Below are 22115 nucleotides of genomic sequence, written 5' to 3' on the forward strand. Positions count from 1 at the left end.
AACTTAAAGACGCGCGCATCTAAAAAATGCGAGCGTCTTTACTGGTATAAATAATTAGTGTGTTTGATGATAATGCTATTAGAGGTTACCGAAAACCAGCGACAAGACACGTTAAAGGGGATATCATAATGATAAGTACAGGCTTGCAAAAGGCGTTCATTCGGATTTATGCGATTATTAAACTCAGCTTGCTATTTTGGTTATTCAGTTTCGTCGGCGGGCTATTATTTGGCATCGGACCGGCATTATTAATGATTAGTGATTTGTATCATCATAACGGCTGGCGTTATCAGTTGGACACGCTTAAAGCGGCCACTAGCTTGTTCAAACGTTATTTCAAAGTGGGCAATGGCTATTTTTATAGCGGCGCGGTGATTCTAGGTCTGTTACTGATGAATCTTTGGCTGGCAGTTCAGTTGCGAGGGATTGGTTTCTTGATTTTAGACTTTGTCCTGATCTTTGCGATTTTATTGTTCAGTTGTGTGTTCAATAACTTAATTATCTTAGCTGGTGCGTATCAGGCTCAGCCACGTGATTTGGTGAAGTTAGCATTAATGCAATTCTTTAGCAATTTCTTTAATGTGTTAAAAACGATTGGCGGCTATGGGATCATCGTGGTGGTGACGTATAAGTTTCCTGGTTTGATTTTATTTGGGACGGTACCGCTAGTCTTGATTTGGACGACGTTTATTAGTCGGCAATGGTATCAACAATTACAGACGCAGTTAGCTTAAATAGGGAGTTGGGGGTCAATGTTCAAATGGCGGCGTAATTATAATTTCTCACAATTAATGGCGACTTACGCCGTCCTTTTGAGTACCGTGATTGGGCTGTTTGCACTCTATATGGGTACGACCACGACGGCCAATGACAACCGTGCAATCAGTGCGAGTTTAACGAATGGTTTGGACAAAGTTGCGGATCAAGTGACGGCTAACGCGCGGGAAGTCCATGAATTAGGGCAGCATTTGACTAGTACGAACAGTCAGGTCAAGAATCTGAACAAGTACTTTGAACTGAGCCCGGCAGCTTACTTGACGTATAGTCAGACGGCGTCCAATCATGAGGCATTTTATTATTTGCCGGATGAGACCCTACAGCTCTTAATGAGTAATCCGATGATTGAACAAGTCCGGATTACGATGAGTGACTTTAAGCCGAATTTTGTCGCGGATCGGCGTACTCCCGGTGGCTATAAGACTACTCAGCGCGTGAGCTCACGGCCACAGTTTCGATTCAGTTATCCGTTTGTGGATAATGCGAACTTACGCGGCTATGGCACCTTAACACTGACGTATCAGACGCAACCATTAACGGCGGCCTTGGATAAGCTCAACCGTGGTGCTAACTTGCAAGTGATGGTCTTAACGCCAACTGGTCAAGCTAGCTACCACTTTCATGGCCGTGAGGTGACGGCAAGTGCCGCCCGACAGACGGCTAAACGGGTGCAACGTACCTTTGGCCGGCAAACGTCAGGATTGGCTGCTTTTACCCAAAAATATCGGTATCGGACTAGTAAATTAGCAGATGGCAGTCTCTTGGTGGCGATGACTGATCGCGCAGTTGTCCGACAGCAGCAACGCCTTAAAAATTGGACCTTGGGAGCGGAAGCAGTTGCCATTGATGTCATTTTATTCGGTGGGTTATGGCTGACATTTCGGCGGTATCGGCTACAACTTCAACAAATGATTCAATCGATGTCGCTGGTCGGTCAAGGTGATCTGGATGTGCGGTTAAAAGTGCCAACGCAATCTGGTGATTTGAAGATTATGGCGACCGGGATTAATCAGATGCTAGATGAAATCAACACCTATGTGTACCAGATCTATCAATTAGAGATCGAACAACGTGATGCCAATATGAAGGCGCTCCAATCGCAAATTCAGCCGCACTTCTTATACAATACGTTGGAATATATTCGGATGTATGCGGTCGCTGAAGACCAAAATGAATTGGCCGAGGTGGTCTATGCATTTGCGGCACTACTGCGAAATAATACCGATCAGTCACCCACAACGACGCTAGCTAAGGAAACCGAATTTATCGAGAAATATATTTATTTATATCAAATGCGTTTTCCCGACCAGATTGCGTACGGTTTGCAGTTAGCGCCAATATTAGCTGATTTGACGATTCCGAAGTTTATCTTACAGCCGTTAGTTGAGAACTATTTTGCCCATGGGATTGATTATCTACGGACTGATAATGTGGTTAGTGTCAAAGCTTGGCAAGATGGTCAGCAGCGGGTTTATTTGCAAGTTCAAGATAATGGTCGCGGCATGTCAGCTGCACAGTTGGCAACGGTGCAAACACAAATTGAAAGTCAGCAGGTAACTGGCGAACGGACGTCGATTGGGTTGCGTAATGTGTATGAACGGCTGCAAGGCTATTTTGGGGATAGTGCAACGATGAGGCTGAATCGTAATCAGCAGGGTGGGATTACGGTGATGCTAACTTTTGTGAGGGGGACAACCGATGCAACGCGTCATGATCGTGGATGATGAATATATGATTTTAAAGGGCATGACCAAGGTGGTGGATTGGACCGCACTGGGGTTTACGATTGTTCAGACGGCACGTAATGGGTGGCAAGCATTAGAAACGGCGCGAGAACAGTCGATTGACTTGGTGATAACCGATGTACGGATGCCTGAGATGACCGGCATTGAACTGATGCAGCACTTACAGCAGTTGCCACATCCGCCGGTGGTACTGGTGCTTTCGGGCTATCAAGAATTTGACTATGTGAAAGCTGCTTTGCGTTTAGGGGCGATGGATTATTTATTGAAACCCGTAAGCGCCACTGAATTAACGACGATTCTGACTAAAGTCAAGCAGCGATTAGATGAACGGCAACAGCAACAAGCGACACAGCATTATTATGTTGAAATGCAGACTGAACGGCTGGTTGCCGGTGATTTAACAGCTGGTCAAACGGCGCAATTGCTAACGAGTGCCGGTATTCCCACCGATCAGCATGAATTTACCATGGTTTGCTGTAATGTTGTTCCGGCAATGCCCCCGCTTATGGCGGCCTGTGATGCACAGGGGCAACGTTTGTATTATCCGTCAGCTGACCAACTGGTGATTTGTTTTGCAGGAACTCATATTTTACTGAATCAATTTATTCGGCAACTAGAAGCCGACCAACTCATTACTGGGACCGCCTTTATTACGGTCGGTCAACGAGTGAATCAACTGAGTCGCTTGAGTGAAAGTTTGGAACAAGCTCAGACATTGGCGGAACTTTATCAGTTTTATGAAGAAAAAGCACCGTTTCTATCCGGTTCAGCTCGGACCGAGTGGCTACGGCAAGCCGAGATTCCAAAGGTGTCACTCGATGAATTTAAACAAGCGCTGGCACTAGGAAATCAAGCGTTAATGACGAAATTAGTTCAGGCGATTTTTGCTGAACTCATTACTGAACACGTGGTACCTTCATATGCGCGGCAAGTCGCGTTTCTCATTCTGAATGCGATTAGTAATTACCAGTCGTTCAGCAATCAAGCCTATGAAGCGCAATTGAATGCCATTGATGAAGCGCCCACGATGGCCGTTTTAGAGACTTGTTTGACGACACTAATTGCGGACTATGAGCCGAAACAGCAATATGTTTTTTCGCAAAATATTAATCGCGTCGTTGACATTGTCGCGAAAGAATATGCACATGATCTATCGTTAACGCAAGTGGCGGAACGGTTGCATCTCAATCCGGTTTATTTAGGTCAGTTATTCAAAAAAGAAGTGCACACGAGTTTTTCAAAGTATTTGAATCAATATCGCATTGACCAAGCCAAGTCGATGTTGGCGCGAACGGATGAGAGCATTAATAACATTGCGTTGGCAATCGGCTATACCAATAGTGGTTATTTTTATAAAAACTTCCGGGTGATCTGCGATATTTCGCCGAAAGAGTACCGACAACAACATCAGCGACGCCCGGTGTAGTTTGGTGGTACTTGCCACTCTGGTTGGCTCAGCATCGGCTGGAACGTGGTGGCCGCGTTTTTATCTAAGTCGGAAACTCACCGACTAAGATAAACGACACCGCTGAGCCAATTCTGGCCCGCCCGCCGTTAAGTAACGGTGATTAATGATTATCTATTATTGACCATAAATTTAGCCAAGAAGTCGGTTTTTAAAATGCTCAGCCGTGTCGTTGGCCTTAGTGTGAGCGGTTTGCTCAGACTTAGACCAAGGTCAGTTTTGAAGATTGGCTTTTGACTTCAAAATGACACATGGCGTTCCAGCGTTTTAGGAACCAACCGGCAGGCGGCAATTTCAATTAGCACCAAGCGTATGATGTTTTATTTGGTAGTGATCTTATTTTTTGAATTTTGATCGTAGTCTATAAAATCGACCAGCTTAACGAAATGACATCGTTGAGCTGGTCGATTTTGGGTTTAATCGGATTATCAATTTAATAACACTAGTTAGCGTAGGGTGAACTGGATGATGCTCAGTGGTGCCGTTTGACTTAGTTGAGCGGTTTTCTCGGCTTAGTCAAAGCCCGGCTTTCGAGACCGTACTGTGGCTCGAAAACGTGGCCACCACGTTCCAGCGTCAATCCAGTTCACCCGGAGCGGTAATACACAATTTAATGGACATTTGGCACTAATCCCAGCCGGGTTGCTAAATGCTGAGTAGCCATTAAATCGGCATGACTGATCGTCGTGGCCTGAAAAGCTTGACTATCACGGGTAACTTGTTGGACGAAGTTGTTGTGGCCGTGGTTGTTGGCAGTTGTTAAGGTCAAATCGTGATCAGCGAGATGCAACGTCACTTCATCGAAAGCGGGTAGGCCTAAGACATATTCAGCGTCGGCAGGACAGACTGGGTAAAAGCCCAGGCAGGCAAAGATGAACCAAGCTGACATTGAGCCGTTATCTTCATCACCGGGAAAACCAGTTGTCGAAGCGTCAAATAGCTGACGTAATTGTTTAACCACGACTTGTGTCTTTTCTGGATGACCAGCTAAGGCGAAGAGATATGGGAGATGGAAGCTCGGCTGATTGGAGATGGCTAACTGGCCGTAATCAACGGCGGCCATCTCAGTCATTTCATGAATGACCATGTCGTATCCGCCGATTTGATAAGTCGGTTGGGTGTTACATAGGGCGGTTAGCTGGGCATCGAGTTTGTCTGGACCGCCCATCGCCGTCATTAAGCCATCGATATCATGAAAGGCACTGAAGCTGTTTTGCCAGGCGCTGCCTTCGGTGTAATCGCCACCCCAACGATCCGGTGCAAAGTTGGGTTTAAAGCGACCATCCGTATTTTTAGGGCGTAAGAAGCCCGTTTGTTTATCAAGCAAGTTCAAATAACGTTTAGATTGTTGCCAATAAGTCTGTGCTAGCTGTGGTTGCTTTAATACCGCCGCAACTTGGCCGATACAGTAATCGCTATAAGCATAGTCTTGTGTGCGATTGACACTTTCGGAATATTGATCGGCGGGCAAGTAACCGTACTGGTCATAATCAGCGCCACCCGTCCGACCATAACGATTGTTTTCGGCGGGCTTGGTATCGCTGTCAATCATGGCTGTCAACAGTTCGGGTAGCAAGTCGGTCGCAATGCCCTTTTTAGCACATTCTGCAATAATCGAGTCCACTAAATTCCCCGGCATCATCCCGCGTTCATCCGGTGCTAGCCAGCGGGGTAAAAAGCCGGTCTCTTGATACGACGTCAAAAAGCCGCGTAAGAATTTTGGTAGGAGTTCCGGCGCCAAGATTGAAAAGAGCGCATAAACGGATTTGGCGGTATCCCAAAAGCCGTTGTTCGTATATAAAATCCCTGGTTTAGCCACTTTATCCGTCGTATCGTAATGGATGGGTTGCCGATTCGCGTCAATTTCGTAAAACCGTTGCGGGAAGAGGAACAACCGGTATAAACAAGTGTAGAACGTTTGCACCACCGCGGCGTGATGATCGCGGACGCTGACTCGGTCTAAGTAATCGTTCCAACGGTTGGCGCTTTCATTTTCAAGCTGGCCGAATGACCGCTGGCTAATCCGACTGAGATTTAAGCTCGCTTGTTCAGCGCTAATAAACGACGTGGCTAACCGCGCGTCAAAGTTGATGGCTGGCGTGGCCACTAATAGGGTTAATTGATGGCCAGTCGCTTCAGTCGCTGTCTGCCAGTTACCTTGGTCGTCGTAGTAGCCAGAGTGGGCAATGTCGATGGCTGGCAAGCTGAGTTCGGCGTACATCGTCAAGTTTGGGTCTTCGCCGCCATGATAGTCCGCGGTATAGAGTTGAATATGATTGTCGATCAACCGAAAGCCGCCGTCATCGGGTAGTTGAAGCTGTAGACCATGATGTTCGGCTAAAAGCCGGTCGAATTGGTAGCGTAACGCCGCGCCATAAGTCGTGGGCGTTAGTTCATTGTGGACATTAAAATGGTCATCGTAGATTGCTAAATAATTCGCTTGAAAAGTTGCCCGGTCTGGCTGGTAATTGCCAGTAAAATCGGGATTGGTTTGGGGATCATGCCACTGCACTGCGGTGATTAAAAAGTGGCTATAGTCGCCAATCCAGGGGCTAGGCTGATGGGTTACGCGAATTCCTTCGAATTGGGAATCAGTTGGTTGGAAAAACCAGCTATTGGCCGCACCATTAGTCTGGGCGACATAGTAGTTCATTCCCATTGGCACGCCAACGTATGGTAGGCAGTTACCGTTTGACCGGTGAGGTGAATTGGCGGTTCCTTGGCGAATATCAAGTTGGTCGATGTGCATAAGTTAATCCTCCTTTGAATAGGGCACCATTGGTTTGGTGGAGTCACGTGGAATTAACGTGACCGGTAATTTAATGAGCATGTTAGTCGTGGTTGGTTGTAATAGTCGGTCAACGGCTTTGGCGCCCATCCCTTGAAAGTCTTGGGCGACAGTCGTTAAGGCCGGGTACGTTAAGCTGGCCGCTTGAATATTATCGAAGCCGACGATCGATAGGCGTTGAAATAACGCGGGATCGGTATCACGTAGCGCGTTCATCAGTTTGATCGCGGTTAGGTCATTTTCGACGACGATACTGGTAATGGCATGATCTTTAAGGTAGCGCACCCATTGTTCCGGGGTGAACTGATTCAAGTCAGCCAGTTGCGCAAGTGGTGCCGGGGGGGTCAGCTTAGCGGCATGCAAGGCCGTTAAATACCCGAAGTAACGGTCGTATACGGAACTCGGTAAAACGGATTCAGCTTGCGCATAAAACAAAATTTGCGTGTGCTGTAGCTGAATTAAGTGTTCGGTAGCTAATTGTCCACCAGTAAAGTTGTCGGCGGCCACTACTGGCAATCCGAGTTCTGGAAATTGTTTATCCAATAAAACGATTGGTAAATGGGCTAGCTTTAATTGGTAGAGTCGCTCAGCGTCGGCGTACAAGTTCTGAGTTAAATAGATAATTCCAGCGTATTGGGTCTGTAAGTCCCGGAGGCTCAGCTGGTTAAAGTTCTCCGTATCCATCGTCACGGTCTGATAACCGCGCGCGGTGGCTGCTTGGCTAACGCCGGACGCATAGTCGCCGAGCCCGGCATCCGTTGGAAATGGCAGGACTAATAATAGTTGTTGTGCAGTTTGGGTCTGTGGTAAACGTTGCACGAAACTACCGCTACCTTGTTGACGATAGATTAGACCGTGACTTTCTAGTTCGGTTAAGGCCCGCTTAGACGTAATTCGGCTGACGGCGTACGTTTTGGCTAGTTGTAGTTCGGTTGGTAATTGTTCATCTGGTTGGAGCTGACCGTTGGCAATTTGTTGCTGTAAATCATGATAAATTTTTAAATAACGCGGTTCATTTTTTGGCATGGTTCCTCACTTCCATTGTCCTTGATTGCCATTAATATATCATTTAAGCCGGTAAAAGGAAAGCAAAACGAGTGTATTTGATATAGACAATTATTAAACACATGCTATAATAACGGAAAATGATATATCAAATAATGAGGTGAGCAGATGACAACCAATTATGTTGACGACCAAGTGACCGCTTTTGTAGCTAAGATTAGCCAGTTGAGTCAAGACTTGGACCCCCGTTACGGGCAGGTTTTCCAGCAAACATTTTTAAATACGTTAGCAACCACGATCTCAGATGATGATGCCGGTCGCGCTTTTATTTTGACCGGGGACATTCCAGCAATGTGGCAACGCGATTCGACAGCCCAAGTGCGGCCTTATCTTGTATTAGCCCGGGAACACCCTGGTATTGCGGATCTGATTACGCGGGTCGTCCAACGGCAATTCTTTAATATGACTTTGGATCCATATGCCAATGCCTTTAATGAAACCGCTAACGGTCAAGGCCACCAAAGTGATCAGACCGAGATGGGTCCTTGGATCTGGGAGCGCAAGTTTGAGATTGATTCCTTATGTTATCCAGTTCAGCTAGCCTACCTGCTTTATCGTAATACTGGGGCGACTGACCAATTTGATACGAACTTTGTCAGTGGCGTGCGGGCACTACTGCGGACCTTTGCCGTCGAACAACATCATGACAGTTCACCATATCGCTTTGTGCGGACCAAAGACCGTCCTGAAGATTCATTGGTGCGAGACGGTCGGGGGACTCCGGTGGCCGAGACAGGGATGATCTGGTCCGGTTTTCGGCCGAGTGATGATGCTTGTGAATACGGGTATCTCGTTCCCGCCAATATGTTTGCCGTGGTGATTCTAGGATATTTGCAAGAGATCTTTAGCAGTGTCCTGGATGACCCAACGATTGTGGCGACGGCTAAAAAGTTACAACAAGAAATTCGCACTGGCATTGAAACGTATGGCTATACGCAGAATGCCAATGGCGAACAAGTCTATGCCTATGAAGTTGACGGCTTAGGCCACGCCAAGTTAATGGATGACGGCAACGTGCCGAGCCTGTTGAGTGCGCCATATTTGGGTTATTGTGACTTGTTCGACGATAACTACATGCGGACGCGGCAGACCTTATTGAGTCCAGAAAATCCCTATTACTATAGTGGCAAGCTAGCCGCGGGCCAAGGCAGTCCGCATACGCCGGTTAATTATATTTGGCCGATTGCGATTGCGATGGAAGGCTTAACGACGCGCGCGGCCGGACCACAATTACAGGCCTTACAGACGTTGGTTCAAACGACTGGCGGGACGGATTTGATGCATGAATCCTTTGATGTCAATGACGACCGCCGTTTTACCCGCGAATGGTTCTCCTGGGCCAATATGATGTATTGCGAATTATTGTTAACGACGCTAGGGTTTAAAATCGAAAGGTGATTAAAACGATGACTAAGAAAAAGGTTTTTATTATTTCTCACAGCCACTGGGATCGCGAATGGTACATGCCATTTGAGCAACATCACATGCGCTTGGTAACGTTGATTGATAACTTGTTGGACTTGTTTAAGCATGATCCTGATTTTGACAGCTTTCATCTGGATGGTCAGATGATTGCGTTAGATGATTATCTGGCAGTACGCCCAGAACGCAAGCCAGAACTGGCGGCGGCCATTACGGCGGGCAAGTTACGGATTGGGCCGTTTTACATCTTGCAAGATGATTTTTTGATCAGTCCGGAAGCTAATGTCCGCAATATGGTGATTGGTCGCGATGAAGCTTTGGCGTATGGCGACGAAGTGAAGTTAGGCTACTTCCCAGATACATTCGGTAATATGGGCCAGACACCACAGATGATGGCGTTAGCGGACTTAGATACGGCGGCGTTTGGTCGTGGGGTGACCCCAACTGGGTTTAATAATCAGACCGGGGGGGCCGACTATGCGTCACAATATTCTGAGATGTGGTGGCAAGGACCAGACGGAACACGGATTTTAGGCCTGTTATTTGCTAATTGGTATAGCAATGGGAATGAGATTCCAACTGATCCAGCTCAAGCGAAAATCTATTGGGACCAAAAGCTGGCCGATGCCGAAGCTTATGCCTCAACTGATAACTTATTGATGATGAACGGCGTCGATCACGAACCGGTGCAGGCTGATGTGACCACGGCGATTAAAGTGGCGAATGAACTATATCCGGACTATGAATTCGTCCATTCAAACTTTCCCGATTATTTGGCCGCTTTAAAAAATAGCTTGCCAACCCAATTGAGTACGATTAAAGGCGAACTGACTAGTCAAGAAACGGATGGTTGGTATACTTTGGCGAATACGGCGTCGAGTCGGGTCTACTTGAAGCAGGCCAATACGCGTAATGAACGCTTACTTGATAGTATTGCGGAACCGTTGGCGACAATGGCTTATCCGGCCGAGCAATACCCACATGACCGCTTCCGTTATGCCTGGAAATTACTTTTACAGAACCACCCACATGATAGTATTTGTGGCTGTTCAGTAGATGAGGTTCACCGCGAGATGTTAACCCGGTTTGCCAAATCAACGGAAGTGGGGCGCTACTTGGCGCAAGATGCCTTGAACACCTTAGCTCAACGCATTGATACCACGGACTTTGATACTGATGCCAAGCCATTTGTGGTGGTCAATACTACGGGGTTTGTGAAGTCCGGACAGACTGAGGTAACGATCGAATGGGATCGTCGGAACTTTAGTCCGGAGATGACGATTCAAGCTCAACGCGCTGAATTAGAAGCGGAATTGGCAGCCTTACCAACGCTACAATTAGTCGATGCAAGTGGGCAAGCCGTACCGTTTCGATTAGTGAAGCAAGCCGTTGAGTTTCATTATGATTTGCCAAAAGACCGTTTCCGAGTGGCGTATCAAGCCATTGAAATCACGATTGCCATCAACGTGACCGGTCTTCCAGCATATGGGTGGCAGACGTTGGCCTTGCAAGCGGCTAAGGAAAGCGTCACACCGATTGAAGGGCCGACACGGCGGGCGTTTAGTGAGCATGAATTCAGTAATGAATGGTTGAAAGTGACGGTTGCGAGTGATGGCAGCTTGACGATCACTAACCGAGAGACTGGGCATATCTACCACCAGATGTTGGTATTTGAAGATACGGGTGATATGGGGAATGAGTACATCTACCGGCAAACTGCCGATAACCAGGCGATTCTCTCGACGGACTTTCCAACTGAAGTTCGGCTCGTCCACGATGATGCGCTGGGCGTTGAAGTTGAACTGATTAATCAGCTAGCGATTCCAGTATCCGCCGATGAGCAGTTATTAGCTGAACAACAAGCGGTCGTGGATATTACTCATCGAACGGCGAAACGGTCCACGGTGACGCGGCCATTAACGATTACCACCCGCATGCGCTTAGGTCGGCATAGTCGGCAATTACAGTTTAAGACCAGCTTTGATAATCAAATGCGTGATCATCGGGTGCGGGTCTTGTTCCAAACGAACTTAGCGGCGACGACGAACACGAGCGATGTGATTTTTGAAACGGTCACCCGTGCGAATGAACCCGCCGCAAATTGGCAAAATCCAACGAATCCCCAACATCAACAGGCTTTTGTTAACTTACACGATGCGCAAAACGGGGTCACGATTGGGAACATCGGGTTGAATGAATATGAAATCTTACCGAAACACGGGACGATTGCCGTCACGTTATTGCGTTCAGTTGGTGAAATGGGCGATTGGGGTTATTTTCCAACGCCAGAAGCGCAGTGTTTAGGGGCGTTCAGTTGCGAGTATAGTTTGGCATTACATGATGGGACGACTGAACAACGGTTGGTCAGTTATCAACAGGCACGTAATTTCCAAGTGCCGTTTAGTGTTCAGCCGACTGATTGGCATGCGGGCGAACTGGCGGCCGACGATGCTTATTTGCAATTACGGACCTTAGAATTTGCGGTAACTAGTTTCAAACGGGCAAATAATTCTGCCGGGGCGACTTTAAGAGGTTATAATTTAACTAAGCAACCGGTTACATTAGACGTGAGCTGCTGTCAGACACCAGCAACGGCGGTGAATTTTCTCGAACAGCCGTTACCAGATGTAGCGAGTGATCAATTAGGACCGGCTGAAATCAAAACGCTATTATTTGCGAAAAAATGAGGGATTTTAAATGCAACCGTTAGGATTAATTGATATTGGTGGGACGTCGATCAAGTTTGCTGTATGGGATGGTCAGGGACTACAGGCACATCATGCGCTACCAACGCCGACCACTAAGGCCGCGTTCTTTGAATTAGTGACCCATGAAGTGGCCGAAATGAAGCAGCAATGGCCGTTAGTGGGGGTCGCTATCAGTTCACCAGGGGCAGTTAATAAGCTGACTGGGGTCGTGGAAGGTGCCAGTGCGATTCCGTATATTCATAACTTTCCGATTCAGTCAGAGCTGGCTGAAAAGTTCGGCTTGCCCGTCAGCATGGAAAATGACGCTAACTGTGCCGCGTTAGCGGAATTAGCGAGTGGTGCCGGTAAAGATGTGGACAGCCTCGTCTTCCTAGTGATTGGGACTGGTGTTGGCGGTTCCGTTATCTTCAACCACCATATCTGGCATGGTGCCCATCTCTTCGGTGGGGAGTTCGGCTTTATGCTGATGAATGACCAAGGCACGTTAAGTGAACTTGGGACCGCTCCAGCGGCAGTCAAACGGTATCTAAAAGCCAACCCAACTGCTAAAAAGCTGAGTGGCAAAGACTTATTCGACTTAGCTGCGCAGGGCGATGCAGCCGCGACTAAAGAAGTGGATACCTTGTATCATGCGCTAGCCTTAGGAATCTATAATTTGCAATACAGTTTTGATCCTGAAAAAGTTGTGATTGGCGGGGCAATTTCAAATAATCCACAGCTGATTCCTGGTATCGAACGCGAGATTGAAAAGATTCGGGCACAGGTCAAAATTGCTTCGATCAAACCGAACGTCGTGACTTGTCAGTATCATGATGAGGCCAATCTGCGTGGGGCGGTCGTTGATTTTGAGCAGACTTATGACCGCGTGTAGTGGTAATTTGCCGCCCACTGGTATTTATTTTAAGCGTACTTGGTGCTGGTTAGATTAACTTACCACTCTGGTTGGCCCAGAATCGGCTGGAACGTGGTGGCCACGTTTGGAAGCCAAGGGGCGGTCTTCCAAGCCGGGCTTTATCTAAGTCGGAAAATCACCGACCAAGATAAACGACACCACTGAGCCAATTCTGGGCCGCCCGCCGTTAACTAACGTGGATTAGGAAATTAACGATTGATTGTTTTTAGAATCCAACTGACAGGCAGTACTTGCGCGTACCTAGACGCAATCAAACAATGAGGTGACACAAAAATGACCAGTTTTCCCAAAGATTTTGTCTGGGGAGCGGCCACATCCGGCCCGCAGACAGAAGGTAATTTCCACAAACCGCACCAAAATGTTTTTGATTATTGGTTTGCCACCGCACCGGAGCAATTCGATGCTGGGGTGGGGCCAGACTTAGCATCCAACTTTTACAATGACTATGAACATGATTTGGACTTGATGCAGCAAGCGGGGATTCAAGGACTACGGACCTCGATTCAATGGACGCGCCTAATCGATGATTTTGAGACGGCGAGTTTGAATCCGGATGGTGTGGCCTATTACAATCGGGTGATTGACGCGATGTTGGCCCGTGGGATTGAGCCGTATCTGAATTTGCATCACTTTGACTTACCGGTGGCGCTTTATGATCAATATGGTGGCTGGGAGTCGAAACACGTGGTAGATTTATTTGTTAAGTTTGCTGAACAATGCTTTAAGCTCTACGGTGACCGGGTGAAAAAGTGGTTCACGTTTAATGAGCCGAAAGTGGTGGTCGATGGGCAATACTTGTATGGCTGGCATTATCCACAAGTTGTCGATGGACCCAAGGCCGTGCAGGTGGCGTATAACTTGAATTTAGCCTCAGCTAAAACGGTGGCCGCTTTTCGGCAGCTCTGTCCACAGACTGATCATCAAATCGGGATTATTTTAAACTTGACCCCGGCGTATGCAGCTAGTGATGATCCCGCCGATCAAGCAGCGGCTGAATTTGCTGAGTTGTGGTCGAATAACTTATTCTTGGATCCGGCGGTACTCGGTCATTTTCCAACGAAATTGGTAGACCGGTTAACGACCGATGGGGTCATCTGGGAGTCTACTCCCGCGGAACTGGCCTTGATTGCAGCTAACCCAGTGGATGTGCTTGGGGTGAATTATTACCATCCTTTCCGTGTTCAACGACCAGACATTTCACCAACTAGCCTACAACCGTGGTTACCGGATATTTACTTTAAAGACTATGCGATGCCAGGACGGGTGATGAATGTCGATCGCGGGTGGGAAATCTATCCCACAGCGCTGACGGATATTGCGAAAAACATTCAGGAAAATTACCATAACATTCCGTGGTTCATTTCGGAAAATGGGATGGGGGTTGCGCATGAAGAACGCTTCTTAGATCGTCAAGGAGTGGTTCAAGATGACTATCGGATTGACTTTATGCGAGCCCATCTAAACGCATTGGCGGCTGGTATTGCGGCCGGGTCAAATTGCCAAGGATATTTCGTATGGACGGCAATTGACTGCTGGTCATGGAATCACGCCTATCACAACCGCTACGGCTTGATTCGTGATGAGATTCATACCCAAACGAAGACCTTGAAGAAGTCGGCTGCTTGGTTTAAGCAACTCAGTGACACCAATCAATTTGAAGACTAGGGGGTTTTAGGATGGCTCAAGCTAAGATTTTTTCGATGCCAGTTGCGACAGTCTACCCATTATACGTGCAAAAAGTTGAGAAAAAAGGTCGGACTGCCGCCGAAGTGGATGAGGTCATTCGCTGGTTGACTGGTTATAGTGACCAGCAGTTACAGCAATTGCTAGCGGATCAGACTAGCTTTGAAAGTTTCTTTGCGGCGGCCCCCGCATTTAACCCCCAGTCGACTTTGATTACCGGGGTGATTTGTGGCTATCGGGTTGAAGCGATTAGCGACCCATTAATGCAAAAGATACGATACTTGGACAAGCTGGTCGATGAACTGGCTAAGGGTAAACCGATGTCTAAAATTTTAAGACAGTAATGAAAAGCCCCACCAACTGTAATTGATGCAGTTGGTGGGGCTTTTGTTTGCTTGATTTATTTCAATGAGGTAACGGTCGTGCCAACACCATAGATTGATTCCCAATCGTTGGTGAAGTCTTTAACAGCTGCCCCGATGGCGGGTGCCGTCAAAGCGGTGTTCAAGATATCAGCGCTCATAGTGGCGGCTTGGGCGCCCATCTCAAAGGCGGAGTTAACTTGCTGAACCGTGTGGAAGCTAGCGGCTAAAATCTTGGTGTTGCTATTTTCACGGCAAATCTGTGCAGCGAGTTCACCGATAACTTCATCGGCATTGATGTTCATGTTGACCATCCGGTTGTAATAAGGTGCTAAGTAATCGGCACCGGCACTCATGGCTAAGTAGCCTTGGAACTTCGTATAAATGGCGGTCGCGGTGACGTTAACGCCTTCACTCTTAAGCTGCTTGATAGCGGCTAGACCGGCTTCGTTAGTTGGAATCTTGATGAAGACGTGGTCATCGACATTCTTCAAAATGGTGTGAGCATCTTCAACCATGGCTTCAGTAGTTTGACCGACGACTTGAATATGGAAACTAGCATCTAGGCCAATAATTTGTCGAATCGCTTTCATGTGATTGAAGAAGTCAATTTTACCTTCTTTTTTAACAATCGATGGGTTTGAGGTTACGCCGCTTAACGGGATAATACCTGCGTATTTTTTGATGTCTGCAATATGAACTGTGTCTAATAAGAATTCCATGATGTTCACCCCTGTTTGTTTTTTACAAGTTCACTATACCGAGAAATGAAAGCGCTGACTATGGATTGGAAATTCATTTCAAATGAAAAAGTCGGTCTGGACCATTCAGACGGGGTTTCGTACGAAAGTAACTAGCTAAAAATTGCACATATGTGCTAGTCGTCTAAATCAAGCACTCTTTGGGCAGTTTCAGCATCGGTAATCAAAGTGGTGAGAATCCCCATCTTGAGTAACGCTAGGATGGCCGGGGCTTTTGTCAATGAGCGGGCGATCGCAACCGAGTTAGGGACTTGTTTGATCTGATCCAAAGGAATCGCGATGGTCCGGTTCAATAAATCCCCGCGTAAAATCTTACCGTGTTTGTCGAAAAAGGTGCAGCAACAATCCCCGATGGCTTGGCGTTCCTTCAATAATTCACGATCGTCGGGAGTTAACAGATCTCGCCAACGACTGCTCGTATTGGTCAATGGGCCGCCGATGCCTAGCAGGGCGATATCCAAGTTATCCCAGCAATGGCGGATTTCATGGAAGTATTGTGAAGAGGTAATCCCGTCACGAATGTATTGGGATTCCTGCACGGCCGCGGCATCCACGAACAAGCTCTGACCCCCAAAGGCCCGCGCCGCATCGTAGACAATCCCGTTAACATGGTATTGAGCATTTGACGGACTCGGTCCACCCACCAACGGCACAAAAGTCGCAGCGGTTTGCATTGGATGATGGAGCTGGCCAATCATGCCAGCCAGAATGGAGCCCCAGGCAAAGCCAACAATGTTGTGTGGTTTGATGATTTGTTTGAGATAAAGGGCGGCCTCGTTGGATAGTCGGCGCTCCTTTGCTTGGTGGTCGGCGTGTGGTTTGCTGGCAATGACCACGGCATTTTTAAGGTGGTAGCGTTGCCGTAACTGTTCTTCTAAATTAAATAAATCGGTGTTAAAGTCGTTGATTTTTATATCAACGATTTCGTTTTCCCGGGCTTGTTTTAACATCCGGCTGATAGTGGTGCGATAAATATTGAGTTCTTGCGCAATCTGAGCTTGCGTGTAGTCACGAATATAGTAGAGGTACGCGACTTTTGCGAGCAAGCGGCGACGATTATCATTCATAGTAAATCCTCCAATAGTTGGTGCCAGGATGGTCCGAATTCAATTGCTAGTATACCCATTAATGTATCAAGTTGCACGGACATTTAATTACGAACGAAAATAAATTTAGTTTCACTTGACCTGAAACGCGTCTCATAAGTTATGCTTGGGTTGTTGAAAGGTAAGTAGCACGCTTGGTGCCAGTTGAAATTGCCGCCTGCCGGTTGGTTCCTAAAACGCTGGAACGCCATGGGCCATTTTGAAGCCAAAGTGCGGTCTTCAAAGCTGACCTTGGCCTAAGTCCGAGCAGACCACTCGCACTAAGGCCAACGACACGGCTGAGCATTTTAGGAACCAACCTATCGGCTAAATTTGTGGTCGACAATAGAGAATCATTAATCCCTGTTAGTTAACGTCGGGCGGGCCAGAATTGGCTCAGTGGTGTCATTTATCTTAGTCGGTGATTTTCCGACTTAGATAAAGCCCGGCTTTTGAGACCGTTCTATGGCTCAAAAACGTGGCCACCACGTTCCAGCCGATTCTGGCCCAACCAGAGTGGCAATTTAAACCAACCAGCACCAGGTCTAAGTAGCGAAATCAAGCAAGGGGGTCGTTCTCATGGGACTATTCAATCGTCATCGTAAGTTCACACTCGGCGCACCGGTACAAGGCCGGTTGGTGCCGTTAAAGTCAGTTAAGCACGCCGTATATGCTAGTAACCAGTATGGCGTTGGGTTTGCGGTGGAACCGGATTGTGATCAGGTCGTTAGTCCCATTGCGGGAACGATCGTTAGTTATTTTCCGACGAAACATGCGGTTGGCATTCAAGCGGATAAGTTGGAAGTCCTAGTTCACATGGGGATTGATACGGTTGAATTGAATGGCAACCCATTTGAAACCTTAGTTAAAGTTGGGGATCATGTTAACGTCAACACACCGTTATCCCGAATGGATTTAGCGCAGATTCATCAAGCTGGTAAGGCCGCGACAACGATGGTGGTCGTCGTTAATGCTGGTGAGCATGTGAAATCCTTGGACGTCCCAGATTCAGGGACAGTGACAGCTGGTGAAACGGTTGGCCAGGTTGTAGAAGTTTGAGGGTGACGTGGTCGCTTTTTCGATGAGAACTTGCTATAATATGAGTGGTTAAAGGACTGTAACAAAGTACACCAAAGCCCTCAGCTATGGCGAGCTGAGGGCTTTTTTTACGCTTGAAATCAAGCGGGTGGGTTAGTGTTACCGTTGACTACTTACGATGATGGTCATGTGCTTCTAACCAGTGCGCAAACCAAATGCTGATCAGTGCTACCGCAAGCGGTGCCCAAAAGGACTGTAACAAAATAGTAACCCCCTTCCACTCACACGAAATGATCCGGTGACTTACTAGGTATCACTGATTAATTGAGATGAAACGAGCATATTTGTGTAAAGATTCAAACGAACGTTCGCTAAGATTGTGCAAAAGGTAAAGTTAACCGCGCCCCCTGACTAGTAGGTATACTGGAGTCAGTAATTCAATCTGACTAAAAGTGAGGGTTTAACTATGGAAGTCTATACAGGTAAAACGGATATTAAGTTATTTGAAAATCTAGTCGAGACGCCCCACCAAATCGTGACGCATTTGGTGTTAGCGGCTGGTCAAGCAACTCCGGTACATTTTGTGGATTATGACGTGATTGTGGTGCCGATTAAAGGGCGAATCGCATTTTCAGATGAGACACGGACGGAGACGATTTATCCCGGACGAATCGTACAGATGCAACGCAATGAGCATCATGGCCTAAAAGCCATTGTTGACAGTGAACTGATGGTGATTAAGTCTGACTTAGCTAAATAAATGATCGACGGTAATCCAAGCTGATTGCCGTCTTTTTTGTGTCATGAAAATTAGATATTTGTTGATTGAATCTTAGTATAACTAAATGAGTTATTTAACCATCGATTATTTAAGTCGTCCACGATATTTAGTTGTGCAAAACTGGATATTAACGCGGTTAATGGCTGTTATTATACTGATATTTTTATACAAATAAAATTATCGATTGTGGTTGATTGTTGCCTGAAAAAGCGTGAAAATAGAAAGTGAATTAACGGATTTTTAAGGGCATAATCAAGCTATAATTTTAGGTGGGGTGTACGTGTATGGAAAGTAAACGAACACATTTTAAGATGTACAAGATTGGTCGTCGGTGGGCCTTTGCTTGTGCCGTGTTGTTGACGTTAGGTGGGGCAACCGTTACAGCGAACGCTGATGAAAATGCTGGCACCACTAGTAGCAGTTCCAGTATTGAAAGTACGGCTAAAAGTGAGTCGTCATCGAGTTCTTCAAGTTCACAAGTTTTGCAGTCTAGTAGCAGTAATAGTCAAGCAAGCAGCCAAAGTTCAAGTAGCCAATCTTCGAACAGCAGTAGTTCGAGTAGTAGCCATTCAAGCAGTAGTCAAGAGGCTGATAATAACCAGAATGGTATTAAACAGGCTGGGACTCAAGTAAGCTCTGCTAAAGAAACTAAGTCAGTAGAGACTACTAAGCAACAAACACCGCAGCCAAAAGAGACATCGACTAAGACTGAAAGTCAGTCGACCAAGACGGCTCAAAGCAACAGTGATGCCACGACTGGATCTGTAAAAAAGACGACTACTAGTTCGATTGATATGGTTCAACCAGCCTCAATAGATTTGGGTAATGGGACCTCATATGGGACGTTTAAGAGTAGTCTGAATACCAACGCGACTGTTAAAGCCAACGATGCCGTTCAAGATGGTGGGAATGTTTACGATGATTATCCCGACTTGAATAATATCTTGGGGATTTCATCGCAATTCCATATTTTTGCGCGTGAAGCGGAATTAAATGCGCACACTAATGGGAACGTTGCGGTTGGCAATCTAATTGGTAATGTTAACTTTGGGACGAATATCATTGAAGAACTTTTGGATAAAGATATTTCGTATATTCAAAATATTTCCAATATTGCGGGGAGTTCCTTTGTTTCAAATGGGGCAACGCGGAGTAACAAAGTTATCTTTGGTGATGGCATTGAAGTTGATGTCAGCAATCCTAATCGGCCAATGGTCAACGGGGTCTACATCGACCATTTGTTAGCTGAAGAAGTTTACCAGGATAAGAATGGCAATGTCTATATTGACTTTGATAAAGAGTTTGCACAATTAAAAGATACTAATGCAGGATTAAGCACAAAAGACAGTCAACTTAATGTTACGACCAGTGATTTTCCAGATCAAAATAATCGGGTGATTGATGTCACTGACTTACAACCAGATGAAAATGGCCGAATTGTTATTAACTTAACTGCGGATGTTTTAGCTGGTAGTACGCCATTGACAATCCAAGGACTTTCACCAGATGCTGACGGGAATACGATTATCATTAATGTTGATACTGAAGGCCAAGCGGATTATGATATTAATTCACAAATTAAAGTAATCTATAGTGATGGTTCAGATCGGAATAACCATGAAACTGAAGATTTTGGGGATAATCATTTACTCTGGAACTTCTTTGATTCAACGGCTAGTGACAAGCAATATGCTGGAACAATTAATATTAATCGGCCATTTCAAGGGAGTATTTTAGCGCCATCTGCTGAAGTGGTTGCTGGTCAAAACGTTGATGGGAACATTATTGCTAATAAAGTTGTCGTCAATGCTGAAACCCATCGCTGGGATTTACAAAATAACAAAGATAACGAAGATGATCCAGAGGACCCTGATGTTACGCCAGATCCAGGTCCTGAATTTCCTGAAGAACCAGGAACCGAAGAACCAGGAACCGAAGAACCAGGAACCGAAGAACCAGGGACTGAAGAACCAGGAACTGAAGAACCAGGGACTGAAGAACCAGGGACCGAAGAACCAGGGACCGAGGAACCAGGAACTGAAGAACCAGGGACCGAAGAACCAGGAACTGAGGAACCAAGTACCGAGGAGCCAGAACCTGAAAAACCTGATACTGAGGAACCAGGGACTGATACTGAGGAACCAGGGACTGATACTGAAGAACCAGAAGAACCAAATACTGACACGGACACTAACGAAGCGGTTGAAGAACCTGATACAGATGGTAATGAAGGTGTAGAAACACCTAATGTAACCGTTCCAGATGTTGATGATGAAGAAGAGTACTTTTATTCTGAAGACCACGATATGGCAGTTGAAGAATCTTTTGAAGATGAATTAGACGCGGCTTTAGCTGAACCAACGGCTGAAGAACGTTTAGATGCTGAGGAAGCCTTATTGTCCAAACTCGATGCGGCGATTGCGCAAGCTAAAGCGGACGGCGATCAAATCTTGGTTGCTAAGTTAGAAGCTTTACGGGCACAATTGGTGGCGGATATGCATGGATCCGGCTTGCCACAAACAGATGAAAGCCAATCTAATGCAGCGGCTGCCTTAGGTTTGAGCCTTGCAGCGGCAACTTTAGTCCTTGGGAGTGCAGCTTTACGGCGGAAGCGTCACAATTAAGTTAGCTTAATGGAAACGTGTAGCCTGTCTTTTTGACAGTGCTGCGCGTTTTTTTGTCGGTTATCGTTAAGATAAATGGTTTCTATTGTGAATTATATTTTAAGCTGGCTTGTATAAGGTTATTAAAAAATAATGGGCTCATAATTGAACCATAAGTCAATATATTTTTACATAAAAAGAGCATAATGGTTGTTAGGCGGCGATACGTTGGATATTATAAAGATAATAAGTTTGTCAAATCTTGATAAGATTTATTTGGCAAAACGTTAAAGGAAAGGTGTGATTTAAAATGAGAACGACTGATTTAGATGGCTTGTGATTAAAAAAGCAAGGGGTGTACGCATATGAAAAAGAAACGCACACAACGACGGAAACTTTGGATTGGTTGGAAATGGTTTGTTGCTTTAGGTATTTTATGTTTATTAGGACTAATTGCCATGGGGACCAATGACCTCACTGAAGCGGATAGTAGCGATCCGCGAACTGAAACACTTGTTGATAATGATCAAGCAGCTAAGGCCGAAAGCGAAGCGGCTGCTAAAGCAGCGTCCGAAGCCGAAGCGCAACAAGCGGAAGCTAAAAAGGCCGAAGATGCTCGCAAGGCTGAAGCGGAAGAAAAAGCAAAACAAGCTGCGGCGGCCAGCGAGGCGGCTAAAGTGGAAGCTGAAAAAAAGGCCGCTGCAAAAAAAGAAACGACACAAACGTCTGAGGCTGAAGTTTATACGGTAACGGATCGATTTTTAGCTGAACCACCTGTGCAAAAAAAATCGAACGGAACGGCTAAATCAACTGACAGTTCCAAAAAGGCGTATTCTAAAGCAAAAGCAAAAGCAAAAGCAAAAGCAAAAGCAAAAGCAAAAGCAAAAGCAAAAGCAAAAGCAAAAGCAAAAGCAAAAGC

General features: G+C 46.3%; 16 protein-coding genes. 12 read left to right on the forward strand and 4 right to left on the reverse strand.

Annotated elements, in window-relative coordinates; translation table 11 throughout:
- Positions 1-128 precede the first annotated feature (128 nt).
- The 3 genes from FFM77_RS06250 to FFM77_RS06260 are packed head-to-tail and all read left to right on the forward strand — an operon-like array spanning position 129 to position 3948.
- Positions 129-734, forward strand: a complete 606-nt coding sequence (locus FFM77_RS06250) for a DUF624 domain-containing protein (RefSeq protein WP_137634905.1) — start codon at positions 129-131, stop codon at positions 732-734.
- Positions 735-752: 18 nt separating this feature from the next.
- Complete coding sequence (locus tag FFM77_RS06255) at positions 753-2501, forward strand: sensor histidine kinase (protein WP_137634906.1); 1749 nt, start codon at positions 753-755, stop codon at positions 2499-2501.
- Positions 2476-3948 carry a response regulator transcription factor gene (locus FFM77_RS06260; protein WP_137634907.1) on the forward strand — a complete coding sequence of 491 codons (1473 nt, stop codon included), beginning with the start codon at positions 2476-2478 and terminating at the stop codon, positions 3946-3948. Before FFM77_RS06255 ends, FFM77_RS06260 begins: the two co-directional genes overlap by 26 nt.
- A gap of 649 nt (positions 3949-4597) precedes the next feature.
- On the opposite strand, the gene FFM77_RS06265 is transcribed toward FFM77_RS06260, so the two are convergent.
- Both FFM77_RS06265 and FFM77_RS06270 read right to left on the reverse strand, forming a co-directional pair.
- Positions 4598-6736, reverse strand: a complete 2139-nt coding sequence (locus tag FFM77_RS06265) for a GH92 family glycosyl hydrolase (RefSeq protein ID WP_137634908.1) — start codon at positions 6734-6736, stop codon at positions 4598-4600.
- A 3-nt stretch (positions 6737-6739) separates the two neighbouring features.
- Positions 6740-7801, reverse strand: a complete 1062-nt coding sequence (locus FFM77_RS06270; RefSeq protein ID WP_137634909.1) for a GntR family transcriptional regulator — start codon at positions 7799-7801, stop codon at positions 6740-6742.
- A 147-nt stretch (positions 7802-7948) separates the two neighbouring features.
- Between FFM77_RS06270 and FFM77_RS06275 the strand changes: the two genes are divergently transcribed.
- From FFM77_RS06275 to FFM77_RS06295, 5 genes are all read left to right on the forward strand, one after another.
- On the forward strand, positions 7949-9238 hold the full coding sequence (locus FFM77_RS06275) for a glycoside hydrolase family 125 protein (RefSeq protein WP_137634910.1): 1290 nt from the start codon (positions 7949-7951) through the stop codon (positions 9236-9238).
- Between the two features lie 8 nt (positions 9239-9246).
- Positions 9247-11949 (forward strand): alpha-mannosidase, encoded by a 2703-nt coding sequence (locus tag FFM77_RS06280; protein WP_137634911.1) that lies wholly within the window; start codon positions 9247-9249, stop codon positions 11947-11949.
- Between the two features lie 10 nt (positions 11950-11959).
- On the forward strand, positions 11960-12841 hold the full coding sequence (locus tag FFM77_RS06285) for an ROK family protein (RefSeq protein WP_137634912.1): 882 nt from the start codon (positions 11960-11962) through the stop codon (positions 12839-12841).
- A 315-nt stretch (positions 12842-13156) separates the two neighbouring features.
- Positions 13157-14548 (forward strand): glycoside hydrolase family 1 protein, encoded by a 1392-nt coding sequence (locus FFM77_RS06290; RefSeq protein ID WP_137634913.1) that lies wholly within the window; start codon positions 13157-13159, stop codon positions 14546-14548.
- Between the two features lie 11 nt (positions 14549-14559).
- On the forward strand, positions 14560-14910 hold the full coding sequence (locus FFM77_RS06295) for a DUF2200 domain-containing protein (protein ID WP_137634914.1): 351 nt from the start codon (positions 14560-14562) through the stop codon (positions 14908-14910).
- 56 nt (positions 14911-14966) lie between these two features.
- Here FFM77_RS06295 and FFM77_RS06300 read toward each other — a convergent pair whose 3' ends face one another.
- Positions 14967-15650 (reverse strand): fructose-6-phosphate aldolase, encoded by a 684-nt coding sequence (locus tag FFM77_RS06300; protein WP_137634915.1) that lies wholly within the window; start codon positions 15648-15650, stop codon positions 14967-14969.
- Positions 15651-15805: 155 nt separating this feature from the next.
- The gene (locus tag FFM77_RS06305) at positions 15806-16756 is read right to left on the reverse strand and encodes a sugar-binding transcriptional regulator (protein ID WP_137634916.1); all 951 of its coding nucleotides are present in this window, start codon (positions 16754-16756) and stop codon (positions 15806-15808) included.
- Between the two features lie 597 nt (positions 16757-17353).
- Between FFM77_RS06305 and FFM77_RS06310 the strand changes: the two genes are divergently transcribed.
- The 4 genes from FFM77_RS06310 to FFM77_RS06325 all read left to right on the forward strand — a co-directional run.
- Positions 17354-17833, forward strand: coding sequence for a PTS sugar transporter subunit IIA (locus FFM77_RS06310; RefSeq protein ID WP_137634917.1), 480 nt, complete (start codon positions 17354-17356; stop codon positions 17831-17833).
- 445 nt (positions 17834-18278) lie between these two features.
- Positions 18279-18572: a cupin domain-containing protein gene (locus FFM77_RS06315; protein ID WP_137634918.1), complete on the forward strand. Its 294-nt coding sequence runs from the start codon at positions 18279-18281 to the stop codon at positions 18570-18572.
- 305 nt (positions 18573-18877) lie between these two features.
- Entirely contained in the window at positions 18878-21217 is a 2340-nt protein-coding gene (locus FFM77_RS06320; protein WP_137634919.1) for a collagen-binding domain-containing protein, read from the forward strand.
- Between the two features lie 344 nt (positions 21218-21561).
- Positions 21562-22115 (forward strand): hypothetical protein (locus FFM77_RS06325; RefSeq protein ID WP_179951417.1); only part of this gene is annotated, 554 nt, incomplete at its 3' end.

The organism is Lactiplantibacillus songbeiensis, assembly GCF_005405125.1.
In the GTDB taxonomy this organism is placed as follows: Bacteria; Bacillota; Bacilli; order Lactobacillales; family Lactobacillaceae; genus Lactiplantibacillus; species Lactiplantibacillus songbeiensis.